Here is a 16,838-nt window from a genome sequence, read left to right on the forward strand (position 1 = left end):
AACCTTCTATCAAGCCATCGCAGCGTCACGCCGGTATTGGCTGCTCGAACGGACGGGTCCCCGCCAAGACACTGCGGTCACGAGTGTGATGAGTCACGCCCGAGCGAGCCAGAACCAGCCTGACAGCCAGCACCAGGCCAGCCGAAACCATTAGAGAGTGTGAGGGGGTCGCCCCTCACGGGCCGGCCCGAAGGCCGGCCCGCCGCCTCTCAGCTCTCGCCGTCCTCGCTCTCGTGGTCGTCGGCGTCGAGGATCGCGGCGATGCGGTGCGCGGTGGTGAGCACGCGCGCGGCGGTGCCGCGGATCACGTCGGCGTCGCAGTTGCTCCACGACGCGACGTAGCCGACGCTGTACGCGCTCGCGTCGAACCCGGCCAGCCCGGCGGTGACGAACGCGACGGACTCGGCCTCGACCTCCATCACTCCGCGGTGCTGCGCGTACTCCTCCAGGTCGTCAACGTGACCCATCAGCACGTGCGCCGTCTCGTGGATCAGGGTCTTCGCGGCCTGCTCCGGCGCGAGGGTGTCGCAGACGACGACCGTCCTCGGGGCGGGCGTAGCCGTGCGTTCCCTCGGGGAGGGTGCGACTCTCGACCGTCCATCCTTCGGCCTCGAGAGCGGCCGTCAGGGCCTCGATGACGCCGTGATCCTCGGCGCCGGTGAGCTTCTGCGCGATGTCGCGAGGATCCTCGGCGCCCTCGATGAGGTCGGTCTGCTCGATCACGAACACGGACACGAGCGGGTAGTAGGTCTGGACCTTCTGCCCCTTCTCGTCCGTGCTGGTCGTGGTGCCCTCCTCGGCCTCCTCGTCGGCGGCGACCTTCCGCTGAGCGAAGCCGAAAATCTTGATCGCCTTCTCGCCCTTGCGCACCTGGCGGCCCTTCGCCTGCCACGCCCGGAATCCGGCGACGGCGGAGGCGTCGGGGCGCTGAGCGAGGATCAGCAGGAGGTTGCCCAGGCTGTAGCGGTGGAACGAGGACGCGAACGAGAGGAACCGGCGCCACTGGTCGGAGTCGCGCAGCGCCTCGACCTGCTCGGTGATGCTCTCGTGCAGCGCGGCGGCCTGCTCGCGGCGCTCCTCCGGCGTGGTCCGGAGTGCGCGCTTCTTGGCGGTGGTCTTGCGGGCGGTGGTCGTGCTGGTCATGGCGATTCTCCCTGTGCGAGGATCGACGCGACGGGTCCCGTGGTTCTAGTCCAACTACGGGGCTTTCGTCTTGTCTGATCGTTTTTTTGTGCCTCTCCGGCGGGAAGAACCGTTTGAGTGGAGGCGGCGGAGTGACGCCTATTCCGAACGAAATAAGGGAGCTTGCAACCGCGTTCGGAATAGGTGGCACGTAGCCGCTGGAGCGAAATAGGTTTGCACCGCGGAGAGGAACAAAAAACCTCGGAGCAGCGCCGCGCAGCGGCTCCCCGTCGCCGCAGGCGACGTGCGCGAAGCGCACCCCGCCCCGGGCGGAACACCGGGGAGGGTGAGGGGCCGGCCCCTCACGGGACGGCACCGCCGGCCCTCCCCCACCGAGAGCTGAGAGCCGCTGTCGGCGCCGGATGGGACGATGGCGGCATGTGGGAGCTGGCACACCGGACGCGCGCGGAATCGGCATCGACGGTGGTGCACAGCAGCGCGGCGACGAGCGCCGATGCGATCGCGGAAGTGCGCGCGGAGATCCCAGAGGATCACGTCATCGTGTACGTGCTCCGGGTCGACGGCGGCTCGGCGTAGGGGCTATTCGACGTTCGCGCGCGCTTCGGCGTCGTTCTCGTCCGCGATGCGGACGAGCCGCTTCATCCTCGGGATGACGAAGAACAACAGGCCGATGTAGAGGGCGGTCGCGAACGCTTTGCCCAGGGCGGCGTCGGTTCCGTCGACCCATCCGGCGGCAATCCAGACACCCATCCCGGCCTCCATCAGGACGTAGGCGCGGAAGAGCTTGCGAGCGGTGCGTCCGCTCTGCCTCGGAAGGTTCCGGCCGGGCGTGCGGTACAGCGTCACGACACCGGCGAACAGGAGGACGAGGGCGATCCCGGTGAGGACGTTGGCGAGGAGGGAGTCGTACATGAGTGCTCTCGATCTACTCGGCGGCCGGGGCGGCGCTGCGGCGCTGGGTGCGGCGCTCGGCCGTCGTGACGACGGCGGTCGCGCGGGTGAGGTTGGGGCCGATCGCGTCGGCCTCGACCACTCGGCCGGTGCGGCGGTTCTCTCCCTCACCCCAGGCGACAGTGTGCTCGTAACCCACGACAATCACGCCGTCGCCCTTGTGAAGGGAGGCGAGCACGTGCTCGCCCAGCTCGAACTTCGCTTCCACGAAGTGCGTCGTCGGAGCCTCGTGCGCGGTCCACTCCCCTCCGCGGAACTCTCCCGTGTTCTCGATCACGCGCAGCTTCACGATCTGCACGCGGCCCGCCTGCACGGCCTCGGGGTCGGTGGCGAGGTTCCCGGTGATCGTCCTGGTGCTCATCTGTCGTCTCCTGCTCGTTCGGTTCGTGGGTCGTCCCGTCGACGTCGGCGGGATCTCGTTCGCAGCATCGGCCGCGGGGGTGTCGGTGGGGGGCGTCTCGATGCCCCAGGACGCGAGAGCGTCGCGCCGGGTGACCTCGACGGGCGGCTCGGACAGCGCCCTGCGCTGCTCGAGCTCGGCGCGCGTCACGGCGACGCTCGGGAGACGCCGCTCGTCGCCGTAGGCGAGGCGGTAGTACCGATCCGCCTCGTTCTCCAACCAGTCGACCTCGCCCTGACGGTCCGCGCGACCGGCGAGGTACCCGGCCCGGTACTCGTCGCTCGAGGCGTCCGGGCCGGTCACGCTGCGTGCTTCTCGATGAGGTCGGGGCGGAAGCCCGACCAGTGGTCCTCGTCGCTCGCAACGACCACCGGGGCCGCGGAGTAGCCCAACTCCTCCGTGACGTAGGCGAGCGCGGCGGGGTTGGTCGTGATGTCGACGGTGGTGTACTCGATGCCCTTCTTCTCGAGCACCCGGTAGGTCATGGTGCACTGCACGCACGACGGCTTCGAGTAGACGGTCAGAGCCACGGGTCCGCCTCCTTCCAGTAGTCGGCGTGGTCGTCGAACTCGTCGATGTTGCCCTGTGTGGAGTGCATGAAGAGCCACCAGTCGGCCGCCTCGTGGTGACCGGCCTTCTCGAGCATCTGCGCGATTACGGTCACCTTCGCGCAGGAGAGTGTCGGCGCGATCGCCCTCGCAACGTCCACGCTCGCGAGAGCTGCGGCGTAAGCGTCAGCGGCGGCGAGGAACGTGGCGACCGCTTCGCTGTAGTCAGCATCGGCGGCAAGGTACGTCGTGACGGCTTCGGTGTTTTCCGGCTTGGTCATCGCTGGGTTCCTTCCGGGGTGTGGTAGGCGTCGCCCTCGTCGTCGTCGGTGGCGTGCTCCGCGATCCACAAGTTTGCGGCCTCTCCCCTGCCTGCGGCTCGCAGGAGTCCGGCGAGGGCGTCGACCTCACTACAGTTCAGCCGCGCAGCGACGTCCCCGGCAAGGTCCCAACTCGCGAACATGTCTAGGAACGCCGCCAGGGCTTCCTCCACGCTCGGCGCCGGTGCGTCGGGTGTCACTCCCCTGGAGTCGATAGCAGGCGCGAGAAAGGCGATCAAAGCCTCCGCGAACGGGGATCCGTCCTGCTCGATCGCCAGCGCTCCGGGGGCGGCCGTCCCGGGCGGGCAGAGCGTGTTGCGGGCGTCCTCGAGGATCTCCGCGTCGGTGGCGGTGTCGTAGTCCGCGCTGGCCGCGCGCTGCGTGGTGCAGATGAGCGCGAGCTGCTCGGGGGTGGCCTGGCCCGTGTTGATGGTCATGTTGTTCTCTCTCTCCCCCCGTTTCTTTGCCGGGATTCTCAATCAGGTTTGTCAAGCCAGCGAGGGCTGTCTGTCTCGGTCGTTCTTCCTTCTCTCCCAGCGTTTTTTGCCTGGAAGGCACGTCGTGCCGAGCAGGGTCGGAGGCGGGAGCGCAACCCGGAGGGCGGAGGGGGAGAGGTTGTCGGCGCGATGGGAGGGAGCGCAGCGACCGCGTGCCGAGAACCTCGGAGGAGCCGGCCGCGCAGCGGCTTGCACGGACACCGGAGGCCCGTACGCTGCCGAAGGCTTCCAGGCAAAAAGGCGCGAAGCGCACAGCACCGCGCCGACCAGAGGTCGGCGTCCGCCTTGCAGCTAGGGTCGCGATATGGATCAGTTGCCACGTTTGGATGACGTCTGGACTACCCGGGACTACCCCGTTCTGGTCGCTGTCGCCCGGCTACTCGAGGAGCACGATCTCCTGCAGTCCAGCGACATCGCTACCTTCTGTGGCCGATCGCGACGGGATGTGGTTCTCGCGTTGACGAATCTCGGCCATCGACACCTCGTCGTCAAGGACGCGAGCACGTACGACGGTCGCGACAACTACGTCGCCGGGATCCGCCCGGAAGGACTGGAGGCGGTCGGCCAGTGGCCGAGTCCGGACGTCGCCGCAGAACGACTCATCACTGCTCTTGATGCCCTGGTGGACAACGCACCGATGGACTCGCCCAAACGGAACCGATTGATCGCGATCCGAGACGGGCTCCTCACTGCCGGTCGCGACGTGATGGTCGACGTCGCGGCAGCGGTCATCTCCGGTCGCATCCCGACCTAGGGCTTGTCTCCCATATGGCGTAGCCAGGTGAGGATGGCGCTGAGTGTGAAGGCGGCCCGGTAGGTGATCGCGAGCTTGTCGTATCGGGTGGCGAGGCCACGCCATTGCTTGGCAAGTGCGAAGGAGCGCTCCACGACGTTCCGACCGCAGTAGGCGGTGGCGTCGAAACCGGGTGGTCGGCCACCGCGCTGTCCGCGACGTTTGCGGGCGCCGATCTGGTCGCTCTTTTCTGGGATGACCGCACGGATCCCGCGGCGGCGCAACTCAGTTCGGATTACGCCGGAAGTGTAGGCGCGATCGGCGATGACCGCGTCGGGCCGCGTCCGTGGACGCCCGGGCCCGAGCCGGGGGACGTAGATCTCGGCGAGCACGTGAGCGAGCATGGCTCCGTCGTTACGCTGCCCGCCGGTGATGACCAACGCCAGCGGTCGGCCGCGCCCGTCGACGGCCTGGTGAATCTTCGTGGTCAATCCGCCGCGGGAACGGCCGATGCCATGCCCGGCCGGTTCAACCTCGTGCCAAGGAAGATTCTTGTGATTCGATCCTGCCCCCTGTGTCCTGCTCCGGGCGGGTCGTGTTCGTCGCGTGCTGATGCGCCCGCGCGATCGTCGCATCCACCGACACGGCCCAGTCGATCTTGCCGGCTGCATCAGCGTCGGCGAGGACCCGTGCGAGTACCCGGTCCCAGGTGCCGTCGCCGGCGTAGCGGCGGTGACGCTTCCATACCGTTTGCCACGGCCCGAACGCGTCACGCGGGAGATCACGCCACGGGATTCCTGTTCGATACCGGTACGCGATGCCCTCGACCACGCGGCGATTGTCAGCGAACGGGTGCCCACGCCCCCCCACGTTCGACAGCAGGAGCGGCTCGATCCGCTCCCACTGCTGATCAGTGAACACCCTCAACCGCGAAACAGAACTCACCCGACCAGACTGCCGCGAGCCGCACGATCCAGATGGGAAACACGCCCTAATCAAGCAGTGCGGAGGGTTCCATGTGTCGGATCTGGTAATTCCGCGGCTTGCGAGCGGTCGCCCATACGCTGAGTAGCATGAGCGAGTTCGAGGTCGAGATCCGTCCCGCACGCCCTGGGGACGCCCAGCCGATCGGTGGCGTCTTCGACGCGGCCGTGCTCGATGGGTGGACGTACTTTCCCGACATCGAGCGGATGGTGCCGATGTTCGAGCCCGCGTTCTGGGACTCGTTCGTCGAGGAATCCAAGGCGCCTGATGTCCTCTTGGTCGCCGTCGACGCAAAGGACGATCGGGTGGTCGGGTACGTCGGGACGAAAGCCGAGTCGGGTGAGCTATGGGTGCTGTTCGTGCACCCGGAGGTCGGCGGTCACGGGATCGGACGGCTCCTCCTCGAGCGGGCCGAGAACGCGATTCGCGCCTCCGGATGCTTCCGAGTGATCCTCTGGACGCATGAGCAGAACGAGCACGCGCAGCGGGTGTATGGCGCGGCCGGCTATGTCGTGGACGGCGCGACCCGCACCGACGAGATCCAGGGACACGAGTTCACCGAGATCCGTATGACGAAGCGGCTTGCGGCCTGATCCATGGCGGCGCTGCTTGCTCTGCTCTCCGGCGCGGGTCTCGGAGCCACCGACTATTTCGGTGGTCGCCAGACCGCCCGATGGGGCGCGTACCCAGTGCTCGCCCTGTCCCAGGCGGCGGGCTTGCTCATCCTGGCCACGTTGGCGCTCATTCTCCGTGAGCCGGTGCCGCACGGGCCGACGCTTCTGTTCGGGGCACTGGCGGGAATGTCGGAGATCATCGGGACCGCAGCGCTCTACTTCGGGCTCGCGCGGGGGCGTGCCTCGACGGTCGCGCCGGCGGCAGCGCTCGCGCCGCTCGTGCCCGCGACGGTCGCCGTCGTGACCGGCGGCAGCGTGTCCGTGCTTCTTCTGATCGGCGCAGCTGGCGCCGTGGCGGGTGTGGTCGTGGTGGGCATCCTCACGCCACAGGAGGAGGGGGATGCCCGTAGCGGGGGGCTGGGATGGGGATTGCTCGCGGCCGCGGGATTCGGCGGGTACCTCCTGTTCATCGCCCTAGCCACAGAAAGCGGCACCCCAGTCGGAGCGCTGACCGTCGATCGCACGATCGCCTTCACGCTCGTCGTGATCCTGCTCGCCGTGCCGCGGGTCAGGGGTGGGCAAAAGGTCGGAATGCGAGTCCGCGACGCCGCGTGGGTCGGGGCGATCGGGGTCGGCATCGCCGCATCCGATCTGGCCTATGCGACCGCCACCCTGCTGGGGAATCTCACGCTCGCTGCCGTCCTGAGCAGCACACACCCCGTTTTCACCGTAATTTACGCACGGATCTTCGGGCGGGAGCGGATCGGTGTCGGCCGATGGATCGGCATCGGCCTCACCGCTGCCGGAGCGGCCGCGGTCGCGATCTCCTCATAACTCACCTCTGTCAACACACTGGTGCGCAAGCCGATCGGCCAGCGAGTATTGGTGTACTCGAATCGGAAGGAATTGCTGTGTCATCGTCGAATCGTCCACGTGTCGTGGTGCAGGAGTGGATTTCGCTGGACGGGTACGCGTCGGGACCAACCGACGAGATGGACATCATGAGCGCCATCAGCGAGGACACCGACCAACGCAGTCAGACCTACAACGCCGAGTTCCTCTCCACCGCCGCTGCGGTCTTACTGGGGAGTCGGACGTACCGCAAGTTCGTCGAGTACTGGCCCAGTGCGGAAGAGCCGATCGCGGACCAGGTGAACCAGCTCCCCAAGCTGGTGGCCTCGACGACACTGCAGTCCGCTCCCTGGGGTGAGCACACCCCGGCCACCGTGATCACAGACGTATACGCTCACGTGCGTCAGTTCCGACGCGAGGGCGAGGGAACACTGGTTGTGTGGGGATCACTCGCCCTGACTCACTCGCTGATGAACACAGGGCTCGTCGACGAACTCGACCTTTTCGTCGCGCCGATCTGGTTGGGCGAGGGCACGCCGCTCCTGCCAGCCGGACGAGTGCGCGTTGAGCAGCTGAGCAGCGACAACTGGGATGAGCTCACCCACCTCACGTACCGCGTCGAGAACCACGACGCATTCGATGCATGATGGCTGTACCTGAAGTTCGTTCTGGGACGCCTGAAGCAGGGCAGGACCGCGATACGCCGATCCTCCCGGAGCGGAAGCCACGCCAGCCGCGTTGGAAGGCAGCAGCCGCTCCAAACGAGCTGACTACTCATCGGTTCAGGACACGAGAACGAGAACTCGACTTCGACGACATCAGCCCGCTTGCCCTCAGAGCCCACCACATATAGGAGACACGCCCTAGTCACCCGATGCGGTGTCGGGGGTCTGAGGCACGATCAGCTCGTGCGGCTCCCGCCGCAGGAGTGAAGTGGTCATGAACGCCAGCGAGGACCGCTACGACGGCAAGCGTGTTGTCGACGTGCGTACAGGGCAGCTTCGGTTTCGAGTCCGCGACGCCCGGATCGTGGACGTGCAGACCGGGCAGCTGGCTTTCCGGATTCGTAACGATGATCGGGTGGTCTCGACCAACGGACAGCTGGCCTTCCGGATCCGCGATGGGGAGCGACTTGTCGACACGTCCGGGGTGCTGCACTTTCGACTCCGGTGACCTGCAGGCTCAGCGTCGACGTTCGATGAGGATCGTGTCGCGCCAGGTACCGGCGGCTGGTCCGTAAGTCATCCGCGCGATCCGTTCGCGGGTACCGACGCGGCGAAAGCCGGCACTGTCGTGGAGGGCGAGGCTGGCAGTGTTCTCGGGGAAGATGCTCGACTGAATCGTCCAGAGTCCAGCAGCGTCTGCGGCGTCGATGAGAGCCTGCAGGAGTGCCGCGCCGGTGCCGCGGCCGCGGGCGGGAGAGGCGACGTAGACGGAGTGCTCGACCACTCCGCGGTAGACGGGCCTGCTGGAGATGGGTGAGAGAGCGGCCCACCCGAGGATCTGGTCGCCGTCGACGGCGACCAGGCGCCCGACGTCGAGCTTCCCCGCATTGAACGCCTCCCACGTCGGCGGTTCGGCCTCGAAGGTGGCGTGCCCGGTCGCGATGCCCTCGCGGTAGATCGCCTCGACCGCCGTCCAGTCCTCGGGGAGCATCGCCCGGAGACCGCGATCATGAGCAGCAGCTCCCTCCGGCGGATCCGATGTCGGTCGAGCAGACGCCGGTCTTGGGGAGCACGAGCTGCACCCGCCGGGCCGCGGCGTGATCACCTACGAGCTCATCCGCGATCGAGCGGACCTGCTCGTAACCGGTGACGAGCAGGAACGTCGCCGCCCTGCCGTACGACTTCATCCCGCCAATGAAGAATTTCGGCTCGGGATGGGCGAGTTCCGCGACCCCGTGCGGGTCGACGGTGCCGCAGGAGTGCAGGTTTGGATCGAACGGCCTCTCTTCGAGCGGCGATCGCGCCACGTCGCGCTTCCCGTGTCCGGTCAAAAGGGCTCCTCCTGGAGGGCGCGCACGTGAGGCGGAGGCATCGGCCATCGCCTGATCGGACGGTCGCGAACTCGTTCTGTGTGACCCGGCTGCACGCCTCGCGGGCGCCAGCCAGGCACTACACGCGGAGAGTCAGCGTCGTGCCAGCGCTCACGTTTCACCGGTCGATTAGCCGAGGGCGGTCTGCTGGTAGAGCGAGAGGCGAACAGTATCGCCGGTCCGGCAGTACACACTCGTCATCAGTGCCTCGAACGCCGGCTGGCCTCGCCTGATGGCGCGCGCTCGATACACTAGGGCTGCCGCGTCGGATCCGGCGGGAACCACTCGTTCATCCGAAAGGTTCACGTCGTCCCATGCGGGCGCGTCGTTGAGGTTGGCGATGATCGCGTCCCGGTCGAGGATCGATCCGTCGGCGAGGATCATGACCGCTTCGGGAGTCATCAGGGCACCGTAGAAATCGCCTCCGCGCGATTCCATGAGGGATGCCCATCCCGCCTTCTCTGCCGCCAGAAGCGCGTCCATCGTCAGCTCAGTCATGGATCGAATCTAACAATACTGCTTGTGCTTCAAGACCCCCCCCCAGGAGCCGGCGCCGAAAGACCTCCTCGACGTCCAAGCGCTCGCGGAGTGCTTCGGATTCGAGATTCCGCTCTCGCACCAGGGTAGGGAGCGCGATCCGAGAACGATCGGGTAATCGTGCGGTCCAGTCGCTCTGCGTGGAGGGTCAGCTGCACCTCTCCCGGAATCCTCCGGCCCGACTTCGACGGGTGCTCACGGCTGCTGGGAGATGGTTCGGGCGGTCGACGGTGGCGTGCCGATCGTCTCGACAGGGATCGACTCGGCGGCTTCGCTGAGAACGCCCGCCGAGACGATTCGTGAGACGGGCCACCAGCGGATGGTCTGCTCGGCCCGGTCGCGTCCGACGAGGTACCACTCGCCGCGGGTGCGGGCGAGGACGATCGGGTCGAGACGCGTCTCGCGCGCTCCTGCGCTGTGGACGCTGCTGATGCGCAGTACCCGCCCTTCGGCGAGCGATCGCTCGACGGCGCGCCATACTCCGGGGGAGATCTCGAGGCCCTCAGCGCGATCGACCCACACCCGCTGCGCCAACGCCGTCGCTCGGCTTCGCGCGCCGGGCTCCATCACGGAGAGGACCTTGACGAGCGCTGCCTCGGCAGCCGCATGGAACGGTCCGCGCTCGGAGGCGGCGAGGGCTGCGGCGAGGCCGGACACCTCCGTCGCGGTGAGGTTGATCGGCGGCAGGGTGGCGGCCTCGTCGACGACGTATCCGCCGAGGCGACCCGGTCGTGCCCAGACCGGGAACCCTCCGGCCTGCAGCGTGGAGACGTCGCGTTTGATGGTCCGAGCGCTCACCTCGAAGAGGGCGGCGAGCTGGTCGGCGGTGCGCCCGCGCGCGCCGGCCCGACGGAGCTCCTCACGGAGCGCGTAGAGACGATCGGTTCGATTCATTGCCGAATAGTGACATAGGGGTGACATCTCGAGCCATCAGGCTGAGGTCATGACCGACGACGACACCACCTACCTCTTCCTCAGCGGCGCGGGCCTTCCCGGCTGGATCTGGGACGACGTGCGCGCGATGCTCCCTGATCGGAGCTGTTCCCTCGTGGGTCCTCGCCCGGTGCAGTCCCGAGCCCGGATCCGTGACCACGCCGACGCCGCGGTGGGAGGACTCGCCGGCACCGGTCCGGTCGTCGTGATAGCGCACTCGATCGGTGGCGGCGTGGCCGGACACGTCGCCGCTCGCCTCGGGGATCGCGTGCGCGGAATCGTGGCCGTGAGCGCGGTGATGCCGAAACCCGGGCGCTCCTTCCTCTCGGCACTCCCTCTGCCTCAGCGGGTCATCACCGACCTGGTGATGCGTCTCGCCGGCACGCGTCCGCCCGCATCGGCGGTGCGTGCAGGTGTGGCGGCCGGGCTCCATCCCGATCTCACCGAGCGGCTGATCGCCGACATGGTCGCAGAGTCGCCCCGTCTCTTCCGAGACCCGGCCGCCGCCCTCGGTGCACGGTCCGCGCGTTACGTGATCACGGCTCGCGACAGGGAGCTCCCGGTCGCACTGCAGCGCAGGTCCGCACGCGAGCTCGGAGCTCCCTCCCTCTCGCTGCCCACCGGGCACCTCCCGATGCTCGAAGCGCCCGAGGCGATAGCGGCAGTGATCTCCGAGGTCGAAGCGGAGTGGCGCGACCACTCCCCTCGATGTCCGACATGAGTGGTTCATGCGGTTGCGAGTCGGCACCTCGCCGTCGAAGACTGACGAGATGACGATCTCGAACCACGACGACTACATCGCCGCCGCGCCGGAGCGGTTCCGTCCGCTGCTCACCTCTCTGCGTGCACAGCTGGCGCGGACTCTGCCGGACGCGCAGGAGGTCATCCAGCACGACATGCCGGGGTTCCGGATAGGCGACTCGATCGTCGCCGGCTACGCCGCCTTCACGAGGCAGTGCGGTCTCTATCTCTCCCCGGGCGCCATCACCGCCCACGCTGACGACATCGACGCACTCGGGCTGAAGGCCACCAAGACCGGCATCACGTTCCCGGAGACCAAGCCCCTCCCCGAGGATCTCGTCGAACGCCTCGCTCTCGCCTCACGCCGGGACGTCGGGCAGTAGCGGACTGATCCAGCCGACGGCGCCGCGGCGGCGACCGAGGCGACCGCCTCGACCCACCCTGCGCACGCGAACGCGCTCGGGCGATGGAAAGGAAGACATCTCGTGAAGTACACGAACTCGATCGAGATCGCACTGCCCGTGGCGAGAGTCGCGCAGTTGCTCGCTGATCCCGCCCACATCCCGAAGTGGCTGCGAGGCGTCGTGCTGCACGAACCGATACGCGGATCGCACGGCCGGCTCGGCACGACGTCGAGGGTCCTGATGCGGTCGGGAAAACGGACCATCGAGGTGACCGAGACGATCACACGGCAGGAGCCGGCAGACCTGCACACTCTCCCCGAGGGGACCGTCGTGCACTTCGACCGAGAGCTCGTCGGCGCGGGCACGTGGAACGCAGTCCGAGACCGTCTCACCGGAGCGACCCCGGAGACCACGCTCTGGGAGTCCGAGAGCGAGTTCCGGTTCGACGGCCTCCTGATGCGCGTGACGGGGCTCCTGCTCCCCGGCGTCTTTCGCAAGCAGTCGCAGCAGCACATGGAGGACTTCAAAGCCTTCGCCGAGCGGGGCGAAGACGTCCGCGATGTGTGAGCCCGCGGGATGAGGACACGCAGTCGCAGCTCGACGCGATCGCCGGCGGCCGGCGTCCAGAAGCGGGACATCGTCACAGATGTCCCCTCGGGGAGTGGGACCGCGATTCAGTGAGCCGGGATGAGGAAGCTCTCCGATTACGCCGACGAGGGCGACACGGTCGTCGTGTGCGCGTCGACTGCCTCTGCCGGTCCGTGACAACGTGCTCAACACGGTGAAGCTCCCGCGCGAGCGTAGCGCGCAGGGTCCGGTCACAGACCCAGCCGCGACTCTCTTCGACTGCGAGCGCGTGCCCATCGTTGAACGAGTCAGCGCCGACACCTCAGCCTGCTGTGAGCTACCGACGCGCTCGAGTTGACTCGAACCCATAGAAGGGTCCCCGCGACACCGATCGGCCGGTTTCTGGATTGGAAGTTCCCCGACCCGACTGACTGGAGCGCTGAGAACGTCCGCCCGCTCCGAGAGGCGGTCGCCGCCCGGATCCAGGCCGAGCTCCTTACCTAGGCGCGTCAGGCGGCCCCGAGGGCGATGGCGGGTCTGCTCCTTGATGGCGACTCTGGGCCGTGCTGCAGAAGCGGGGTGACGGGATCGTCCGGGCGGGGCGGGGTGGGGTTGTAGGTCGTCTGGTCGCGGAAGATCGCCCAGATGACGTTGATGCGGCGGCGGGCGAGAGCGATCAGCGCCTGCTTGTGCGACTTTCCTTCTCCACGTTTCCGCTCGTAGAACGAGCGCGAGACCGGGCAGTTCCTCGACGCGATGAACGCTGCCTGGAAGCAGGCGTTCAAGAGCCGCCGGTCGTAGCGCCGTGGCCGGTGGTGGTTGCCGGAGATTTTCCCTGAGTCGCGCGGCACGGGGGCGAGGCCCGCGAAGCTTGCGAGCCGGTCGGGCGTCTCGAACGCGGCGAGGTCAGTGCCGGTTGCGGCGAGGAAGTCCGCTGCGAGCCTGCGCCCGAACCCCGGAATCGACACCAGCAGATCCGCGGAGCTGCTGTCCTGCAGAACGGCTTCGATCTCAGCGTCGAGCTCGGCGACCTCGTCACGGATGCGGAGCAGATCACGCGCGGATCGGCTGACCAGCCGAGCCGCTGCCTCTTCCCCCACAACGACCGAGGTCTGCTCGCGCGCGGCCTCCACCGCCGTCTTCGCGACCGCAGCGGACTTCCAGCAGCCCTGCCCCTTCAACCATGACGCCAGCCGCGCTTCACCCATCCGCCCGATCGCTCCGGGGGTCGCGTACCGGGTGAGCAGCACCAACGGTCCCCTGGTCGTCGCGTAGTTGAACGCCCTCTCGAGCGACGGGAAGTAGTGGACCAGGATTGCGCGCAGCCGGTTCACGGCGCGAGTGCGATCGTGCACCAGGTCCTCCCGCCTCGCCGACAGCAGGCGCAGCTCCACGGTGACCTCATCGGCCTGCCGCATCAGCGTCACGTCTCGCCGGGTCCGCGCCTGGTCGGCGATGATGACCGCGTCCTTCGCGTCGGTCTTCGCCTCACCCCGGTAGGCGCCCGAGGCGTGGTGCACGACGCGGCCCGAGATGTAGAACAGCGGCTGCGCGTGCGAGCTGAGCAGCGTCTGCAGCAGTCCTGTCCCGCCATAGTTGAGGTCCGTCGCCCAGGCGACGTCGGTGCCGCCCGGCAGGGATGCGACGTCGCCCATCAAGGTCAGGATCGCCGCCTCTCGGTTCCTGAAGCGTCGCGAGAGCAGCTTGGTTCCGTTGCCGTCGATGACGACGCAGTGGTGTTCGGTCTTGCCGGCGTCGATACCGGCCCAGAGTTGGGGCACGCAGGGTCCTTCCGTTGAGGGGTGCGGTGCGCCGTGAACGACTGTGCCGGCATGTCCTTACGGGGCGATCTGGTCGCGTTTCTCAATGAGCGGTCCTGCCGTTACGGGGTCCCGGGCGGCTAATCACGGCGTGCCATCAGTCGGCTGAAGGCGGTCAGCCATACCCGGGACCCCTGGCGCGTTCCGGAGCCTACAACTGCCCCGGATCCACGGAAATAACGGTAAGGAAGGCGGTTTTCCGCCTTAGCGACCGGAGTGCGTAGTGCAACCGGAGGGCGGTGGGGGAGAGAGTTTCGGCGCGAAATAAGGGAGCGCAGCGACCGCGTGCCGGAAGTCTCGGAGGAGCCGGTGGCGCAGCCACTTGAACGGAGCCCGGAGGTAGCTACGAGGGAGCGAAGCGGACGAGCCGCCGAAGGCTTCCCGGCAAAAAAGCGTGAGCCCAACGGGCGAACATCAGCGGCCGGCACCGCCGGCCGGACCTCTGGGCGGCGCTCCGTCGCCGCTGCGCGAGTGCAGCTCGCGCTCCAGGAACGGGATCGCGGGGATCGTGAGGGGGTCGCCCCTCACCGACCAGCCAGAGGGACGGCCCTCCCCCGGCTCAGCTCGCCACCGCCTCCACGCTGGCAGCGACGTCGGTGGCGGTGCGGTGGCCCTGCACCTCAGCGTCGGCGACGGCGTAGAGGCGGGTCCCGACGTTCCAGTCGATGGCGACGGTCACGGTCTTGGGATTCACGCGGGTGACGATGCTCCATCTGACGTCGTGCTTGCTTATCAGGGGGCGGCCGCCGCCTGAGGTCGACACCAAAGATTCGGAACGGGGCCAGGCCGCGGACGCGAGGCCATCAATCTGGGTCGCGCCGGTTTTCCAGCAGGCTGCTGGGAAACCGGTGCTCCTCAGGCTTGCTCGTCTGTGTGCGGTTCGGCGTCGGGCCAGTCGAGAGCAGCTGAGATCTGCTCCGCGCTGGGCAGACCTTCCTGTTCCGCTGGCGGCAGCGTGTCATAGGAGTACGTCGACACCGCCATCGGCGACGCGCTTTGGCTCAGCGCGTACCGGACGGTGCGATCGTTATGGCTTCCGCAGATCAGGATCCCCACAGTCGGCCTGTGGAACTCGCGTCGCATCGTGTCATCGACTACGGCGATGTAGAAACCGAGCTGGCCGGCGTAGGCCGGCTCGAACTTGCCCGTCTTCAACTCGACCACGACATACCGCAGCTGCTCGGTGTGGAAGAAGAGGAGATCGAGGAAGAAGTCGTCTCCCGCAACGTCGAAGTGCACCTGTCGGCCGACGAACGCGAAGCCCGCACCGAGCTCGCGCAACGTGTCCACGATCCTGTCCATCAGCGCCTGCTCGAGGTCCCGCTCCGCCGCCTCCTTCGACAGGTCCAAAAAGTCGAACACGTACGGGTCCTTGGAGATCTGCCGCGCGAGATCCGATTCCGCCTTCGGCAGCGACGCTTCGAAGTTCGTCGACGCTGCGCCGATGCGCTCCCGGGTCCGGTTCTTGATCTGATTCAGGAGCATGTTCCGCGACCAGCCGCGTTCCACCGCGGCCGCGGCGTACCAGTTCCGGTCCTCCTCGGTCGAGAACCGATCGAGGAGGAGCATGACGTGACCCCACGGCAATTTCCCAACAGGCTGCTGGTGAATTGAGTCGCCCTCAGGCCAGGCGGCGGCGAACGCTCGCATGTACTGCAGATTGCTCGGCGAGAAGCCCTTCATCGTCGGGAACGACGCGCGCAGGTCCTCCGCGAGACGCGCGATGACTCGGCTCCCCCAGCCCTGCTCACGCTGCAGCGCGCGGATGCGCGAACCGATCCGCCAGTACAGCTCCAGCAGATGCGTGTTCACGACCCGCTGTGCGCGATACTGCGCGCCTCGAACATCCGCGCGAAGTGCTGCGAGGAGCGCCTCGTAGCCGTCGGGAAGATCGAGCTCAGAACCGGTCATGCCTCATTCTCTCGGCCACACCACGACCCCGAGATCATTCTCATCGATGCGCGGCAGCTAGACACCGGGATCGGGTGTTGCCCCGCCATGGCATGGCGACGACTGTGGTGTGAGGTGCGGCTGCACCCAGCATCGTGACCCGAACACAACGCTGTGATGCAGCCGCACCCCGGCGGGAGCTCCACAAGCACGACCGAGCGTCACCGCCATATCACTACGGAGGTCTTACCTGCGGGGTCTGGGCCGGCGTCTCAGCCTTGCGCTACTCCGAGCGCCCTGTCTACCGGTCGGCTCGACGTGGACAGCGGCGGACTCAACCCCATCGTGTCGTCATCGATGCGGGTTCGTGGGGAGGGACAGTGCACGGCGGAGCTCGGGAGGTTCCTCCTGCGGCCGCGGTTCAGTCACGAGGCGCAGCCCACCGGGTGCGTAGGAGGCCGCGATCCATTTCCTCATCCAGTCCTGGTTGAGAACCATGCGGTCGGCGCTGACGTACCGGAAGAGCAGTGGACTTGTGGGGTGCAGCCAGATCGAGGTGCGACCGTTGCCCACGGCTGGTGCGTCTTTCCAGGAGAAGTAAAAGGACTCGCCCCGACCGAGCTTGGTGCCGATGACGACCTGAAGATGGGCGAGGAGGCGGTCCTCGAAAGCCACTTCGAGCCGCGAGTCGTAGACGAGCCGTCCCATGGAGCTCCTGACTCGAGTGCATCCGAAAGTGGATGCCCTGGCCACGTAATAGGAGTCCGAACGGGGTCGAGACGGAGGCTACGCCAGGACAGGCCACAACCGTCATGCTTCGGTGATATCGACGCGGATCCACAACTGGCGGGCTCGACGGGAGGATCGTC

Annotated in this window: 23 protein-coding genes and 2 pseudogenes; 9 read left to right on the plus strand and 16 right to left on the minus strand. The window is 67.4% G+C overall.

The annotated features are described in order from the left end of the window. Positions 1-209: 209 nt before the first annotated feature. Together C1I63_RS20215 and C1I63_RS18805 are read right to left on the minus strand one after the other, a co-directional pair. A complete protein-coding gene (locus C1I63_RS20215; RefSeq protein ID WP_483407222.1) occupies positions 210-467 on the minus strand; it encodes a hypothetical protein in 258 nt (85 codons plus the stop codon). Then, positions 454-1,143: an ArdC family protein gene (locus C1I63_RS18805; protein ID WP_236553723.1), complete on the minus strand. Its 690-nt coding sequence runs from the start codon at positions 1,141-1,143 to the stop codon at positions 454-456. The genes C1I63_RS20215 and C1I63_RS18805 overlap by 14 nt, the downstream gene beginning before the upstream one ends. 417 nt (positions 1,144-1,560) lie before the next feature. Here C1I63_RS18805 and C1I63_RS19885 point away from each other — a divergent pair, with 417 nt between their 5' ends. Further along, a complete protein-coding gene (locus tag C1I63_RS19885) occupies positions 1,561-1,719 on the plus strand; it encodes a hypothetical protein (protein WP_159989463.1) in 159 nt (52 codons plus the stop codon). Positions 1,720-1,722: 3 nt separating this feature from the next. Here the strand turns inward: C1I63_RS19885 and C1I63_RS18810 are convergent, their stop codons facing one another. The 5 genes from C1I63_RS18810 to C1I63_RS20025 are packed head-to-tail and all read right to left on the minus strand — an operon-like array spanning position 1,723 to position 3,799. Further along, on the minus strand, positions 1,723-2,055 hold the full coding sequence (locus C1I63_RS18810) for a hypothetical protein (RefSeq protein ID WP_107576090.1): 333 nt from the start codon (positions 2,053-2,055) through the stop codon (positions 1,723-1,725). A gap of 13 nt (positions 2,056-2,068) precedes the next feature. After that, positions 2,069-2,797, minus strand: a complete 729-nt coding sequence (locus C1I63_RS18815) for a single-stranded DNA-binding protein (RefSeq protein WP_107576091.1) — start codon at positions 2,795-2,797, stop codon at positions 2,069-2,071. Continuing rightward, positions 2,794-3,024 (minus strand): glutaredoxin-like protein NrdH, encoded by a 231-nt coding sequence (gene nrdH, locus C1I63_RS18820; protein WP_107576092.1) that lies wholly within the window; start codon positions 3,022-3,024, stop codon positions 2,794-2,796. Before nrdH ends, C1I63_RS18815 begins: the two co-directional genes overlap by 4 nt. Continuing rightward, positions 3,015-3,323 (minus strand): hypothetical protein, encoded by a 309-nt coding sequence (locus C1I63_RS18825; protein ID WP_107576093.1) that lies wholly within the window; start codon positions 3,321-3,323, stop codon positions 3,015-3,017. Before C1I63_RS18825 ends, nrdH begins: the two co-directional genes overlap by 10 nt. Beyond that, positions 3,320-3,799 carry a hypothetical protein gene (locus C1I63_RS20025; protein WP_211315693.1) on the minus strand — a complete coding sequence of 160 codons (480 nt, stop codon included), beginning with the start codon at positions 3,797-3,799 and terminating at the stop codon, positions 3,320-3,322. The genes C1I63_RS18825 and C1I63_RS20025 overlap by 4 nt, the downstream gene beginning before the upstream one ends. 364 nt (positions 3,800-4,163) lie before the next feature. On the opposite strand from C1I63_RS20025, the gene C1I63_RS18835 reads away from it, so the two are divergent. Further along, complete coding sequence (locus tag C1I63_RS18835) at positions 4,164-4,613, plus strand: hypothetical protein (protein ID WP_146168501.1); 450 nt, start codon at positions 4,164-4,166, stop codon at positions 4,611-4,613. Here the strand turns inward: C1I63_RS18835 and C1I63_RS18840 are convergent. Then, a protein-coding gene (locus C1I63_RS18840) for an IS5 family transposase (protein WP_107576095.1) occupies positions 4,610-5,537 on the minus strand; the annotation gives its coding sequence in 2 pieces (ribosomal slippage) (positions 4,610-5,164 and positions 5,166-5,537; 927 coding nt in all). The genes C1I63_RS18835 and C1I63_RS18840 overlap by 4 nt on opposite strands. A 128-nt stretch (positions 5,538-5,665) precedes the next feature. On the opposite strand from C1I63_RS18840, the gene C1I63_RS18845 reads away from it, so the two are divergent. The 4 genes from C1I63_RS18845 to C1I63_RS18860 all read left to right on the plus strand — a co-directional run bounded on the left by C1I63_RS18845 (position 5,666) and on the right by C1I63_RS18860 (position 8,215). Beyond that, positions 5,666-6,169 (plus strand): GNAT family N-acetyltransferase, encoded by a 504-nt coding sequence (locus C1I63_RS18845; protein ID WP_107576096.1) that lies wholly within the window; start codon positions 5,666-5,668, stop codon positions 6,167-6,169. Between the two features lie 3 nt (positions 6,170-6,172). Beyond that, on the plus strand, positions 6,173-7,024 hold the full coding sequence (locus C1I63_RS18850) for a DMT family transporter (RefSeq protein WP_107576097.1): 852 nt from the start codon (positions 6,173-6,175) through the stop codon (positions 7,022-7,024). A 104-nt stretch (positions 7,025-7,128) separates the two neighbouring features. Next, positions 7,129-7,689 carry a dihydrofolate reductase family protein gene (locus C1I63_RS18855; RefSeq protein WP_170116443.1) on the plus strand — a complete coding sequence of 187 codons (561 nt, stop codon included), beginning with the start codon at positions 7,129-7,131 and terminating at the stop codon, positions 7,687-7,689. Between the two features lie 292 nt (positions 7,690-7,981). Next, entirely contained in the window at positions 7,982-8,215 is a 234-nt protein-coding gene (locus C1I63_RS18860; protein ID WP_211315694.1) for a hypothetical protein, read from the plus strand. Positions 8,216-8,224: 9 nt separating this feature from the next. Here C1I63_RS18860 and C1I63_RS18865 read toward each other — a convergent pair whose 3' ends face one another. From C1I63_RS18865 to C1I63_RS18880, 4 genes and pseudogenes are all read right to left on the minus strand, one after another. After that, positions 8,225-8,698, minus strand: a complete 474-nt coding sequence (locus C1I63_RS18865) for a GNAT family N-acetyltransferase (RefSeq protein WP_107576099.1) — start codon at positions 8,696-8,698, stop codon at positions 8,225-8,227. A gap of 16 nt (positions 8,699-8,714) precedes the next feature. Beyond that, positions 8,715-8,987, minus strand: a pseudogene (locus C1I63_RS18870) (flavoprotein); the annotation flags it as partial. 219 nt (positions 8,988-9,206) lie between these two features. Then, on the minus strand, positions 9,207-9,575 hold the full coding sequence (locus C1I63_RS18875; protein WP_107576100.1) for a DUF4440 domain-containing protein: 369 nt from the start codon (positions 9,573-9,575) through the stop codon (positions 9,207-9,209). A 234-nt stretch (positions 9,576-9,809) separates the two neighbouring features. After that, the gene (locus tag C1I63_RS18880; protein ID WP_107576101.1) at positions 9,810-10,508 is read right to left on the minus strand and encodes a helix-turn-helix transcriptional regulator; all 699 of its coding nucleotides are present in this window, start codon (positions 10,506-10,508) and stop codon (positions 9,810-9,812) included. A 49-nt stretch (positions 10,509-10,557) separates the two neighbouring features. Between C1I63_RS18880 and C1I63_RS18885 the strand changes: the two genes are divergently transcribed. The 3 genes from C1I63_RS18885 (at position 10,558) to C1I63_RS18895 (ending at position 12,259) form a co-directional block, all read left to right on the plus strand. Then, on the plus strand, positions 10,558-11,268 hold the full coding sequence (locus C1I63_RS18885; protein ID WP_107576102.1) for an alpha/beta fold hydrolase: 711 nt from the start codon (positions 10,558-10,560) through the stop codon (positions 11,266-11,268). 49 nt (positions 11,269-11,317) lie between these two features. After that, positions 11,318-11,671 carry an iron chaperone gene (locus tag C1I63_RS18890; protein ID WP_107576103.1) on the plus strand — a complete coding sequence of 118 codons (354 nt, stop codon included), beginning with the start codon at positions 11,318-11,320 and terminating at the stop codon, positions 11,669-11,671. A 102-nt stretch (positions 11,672-11,773) separates the two neighbouring features. Further along, on the plus strand, positions 11,774-12,259 hold the full coding sequence (locus tag C1I63_RS18895) for an SRPBCC family protein (RefSeq protein ID WP_107576104.1): 486 nt from the start codon (positions 11,774-11,776) through the stop codon (positions 12,257-12,259). A 608-nt stretch (positions 12,260-12,867) separates the two neighbouring features. On the opposite strand, the pseudogene C1I63_RS18900 reads toward C1I63_RS18895, so the two are convergent. From C1I63_RS18900 to C1I63_RS18910, 4 genes and pseudogenes are all read right to left on the minus strand, one after another. Continuing rightward, positions 12,868-14,040: pseudogene (locus tag C1I63_RS18900) on the minus strand (IS110 family RNA-guided transposase); the annotation flags it as partial. 598 nt (positions 14,041-14,638) lie between these two features. Further along, complete coding sequence (locus C1I63_RS20305) at positions 14,639-14,773, minus strand: hypothetical protein (protein WP_268893237.1); 135 nt, start codon at positions 14,771-14,773, stop codon at positions 14,639-14,641. A gap of 161 nt (positions 14,774-14,934) precedes the next feature. After that, complete coding sequence (locus C1I63_RS18905; protein ID WP_107576105.1) at positions 14,935-15,990, minus strand: PDDEXK nuclease domain-containing protein; 1,056 nt, start codon at positions 15,988-15,990, stop codon at positions 14,935-14,937. Between the two features lie 330 nt (positions 15,991-16,320). Further along, positions 16,321-16,677 carry a DUF7882 family protein gene (locus C1I63_RS18910; RefSeq protein WP_204162183.1) on the minus strand — a complete coding sequence of 119 codons (357 nt, stop codon included), beginning with the start codon at positions 16,675-16,677 and terminating at the stop codon, positions 16,321-16,323. Positions 16,678-16,838: the final 161 nt, after the last annotated feature.

The organism is Rathayibacter caricis DSM 15933 (assembly GCF_003044275.1).
Classification (GTDB): Bacteria; Actinomycetota; Actinomycetes; order Actinomycetales; family Microbacteriaceae; genus Rathayibacter; species Rathayibacter caricis.

Excerpts from the sequence above, each read along its gene's own strand:
- C1I63_RS20215 (WP_483407222.1), bottom strand. The coding sequence starts at position 467 with ATGGGTCACGTTGACGACCTGGAGGAGTACGCGCAGCACCGCGGAGTG.
- C1I63_RS18805 (WP_236553723.1), bottom strand. The coding sequence starts at position 1,143 with ATGACCAGCACGACCACCGCCCGCAAGACCACCGCCAAGAAGCGCGCA.
- C1I63_RS19885 (WP_159989463.1), top strand. The coding sequence starts at position 1,561 with ATGTGGGAGCTGGCACACCGGACGCGCGCGGAATCGGCATCGACGGTG.
- C1I63_RS18810 (WP_107576090.1), bottom strand. The coding sequence starts at position 2,055 with ATGTACGACTCCCTCCTCGCCAACGTCCTCACCGGGATCGCCCTCGTC.
- C1I63_RS18825 (WP_107576093.1), bottom strand. The coding sequence starts at position 3,323 with ATGACCAAGCCGGAAAACACCGAAGCCGTCACGACGTACCTTGCCGCC.
- C1I63_RS20025 (WP_211315693.1), bottom strand. The coding sequence starts at position 3,799 with ATGACCATCAACACGGGCCAGGCCACCCCCGAGCAGCTCGCGCTCATC.
- C1I63_RS18835 (WP_146168501.1), top strand. The coding sequence starts at position 4,164 with ATGGATCAGTTGCCACGTTTGGATGACGTCTGGACTACCCGGGACTAC.
- C1I63_RS18845 (WP_107576096.1), top strand. The coding sequence starts at position 5,666 with ATGAGCGAGTTCGAGGTCGAGATCCGTCCCGCACGCCCTGGGGACGCC.
- C1I63_RS18850 (WP_107576097.1), top strand. The coding sequence starts at position 6,173 with ATGGCGGCGCTGCTTGCTCTGCTCTCCGGCGCGGGTCTCGGAGCCACC.
- C1I63_RS18860 (WP_211315694.1), top strand. The coding sequence starts at position 7,982 with ATGAACGCCAGCGAGGACCGCTACGACGGCAAGCGTGTTGTCGACGTG.
- C1I63_RS18865 (WP_107576099.1), bottom strand. The coding sequence starts at position 8,698 with ATGCTCCCCGAGGACTGGACGGCGGTCGAGGCGATCTACCGCGAGGGC.
- C1I63_RS18875 (WP_107576100.1), bottom strand. The coding sequence starts at position 9,575 with ATGACTGAGCTGACGATGGACGCGCTTCTGGCGGCAGAGAAGGCGGGA.
- C1I63_RS18880 (WP_107576101.1), bottom strand. The coding sequence starts at position 10,508 with ATGAATCGAACCGATCGTCTCTACGCGCTCCGTGAGGAGCTCCGTCGG.
- C1I63_RS18885 (WP_107576102.1), top strand. The coding sequence starts at position 10,558 with ATGACCGACGACGACACCACCTACCTCTTCCTCAGCGGCGCGGGCCTT.
- C1I63_RS18890 (WP_107576103.1), top strand. The coding sequence starts at position 11,318 with ATGACGATCTCGAACCACGACGACTACATCGCCGCCGCGCCGGAGCGG.
- C1I63_RS18905 (WP_107576105.1), bottom strand. The coding sequence starts at position 15,990 with ATGACCGGTTCTGAGCTCGATCTTCCCGACGGCTACGAGGCGCTCCTC.
- C1I63_RS18910 (WP_204162183.1), bottom strand. The coding sequence starts at position 16,677 with ATGGGACGGCTCGTCTACGACTCGCGGCTCGAAGTGGCTTTCGAGGAC.